The 662-nt window shown below is 47.3% G+C and carries 1 protein-coding gene; it reads right to left on the bottom strand.

Annotation, left to right across the window (positions count from 1 at the left end; all coding sequences use genetic code 11):
* Positions 1-568 (bottom strand): cation:proton antiporter (locus R7Z50_RS28050; protein WP_318149829.1); only part of this gene is annotated, 568 nt, incomplete at its 3' end.
* Positions 569-662: the final 94 nt, after the last annotated feature.

Here is a 662-nt window from a genome sequence, read left to right as displayed (position 1 = left end):
GCGCTAAAAAGCCGGCGCTTAACTCCGTTCCCGTACTAGAAAGAATCGCAATTAACGTAACGGTCAAGAACACCGCCATTGGGTCGTTGGTGCCCGATTCAATTTCTAACGTCGAGCCAACACGTTCGTTCAGACTGCGGCCTTTCAATAAAGAGAAGACCGCGGCCGCATCCGTTGAACCGACAATCGCGCCAACTAAGATACCTTGCAATAAATTCAAATCGAACAGCCAGGTCGCCATCAAGCCAGTTAACAATGTCGTGATGGCTACGCCTATGGTTGCCAACGACACCGAAGGCCACAAGGCGACCCGAAAACTGGCGACTCGCGTTCGCATCCCGCCATCCAAAAGAATGATGGCGAGCGCTAAGTTACTGACTAAATAAGCGATGGAATAATTATCAAATAAGATTCCGCCAAGGCCATCTTCCCCAGCCAACATACCTACCGCAAGAAATACGAGAAGGATTGGAATCCCCAATTTTGAGGACACGGGGCTTAAAAGAACGCTCAGTGCAATCAGTAATGCACCAATCAGAAAAAAGCTGTTAATGGTGTCTGCGTCCATTCTCACCCTCCCTAAATGAAAAGCTACAAACAATCTCAACGAGTAAGCATATAAGTTCCTAAATCACCTCAACTTTAAGATGTAAGCGTGATGA

This window comes from Vibrio sp. 1249-1, from assembly GCF_033340495.1.
This window is presented reverse-complemented; position numbering and strand designations above follow the sequence as displayed.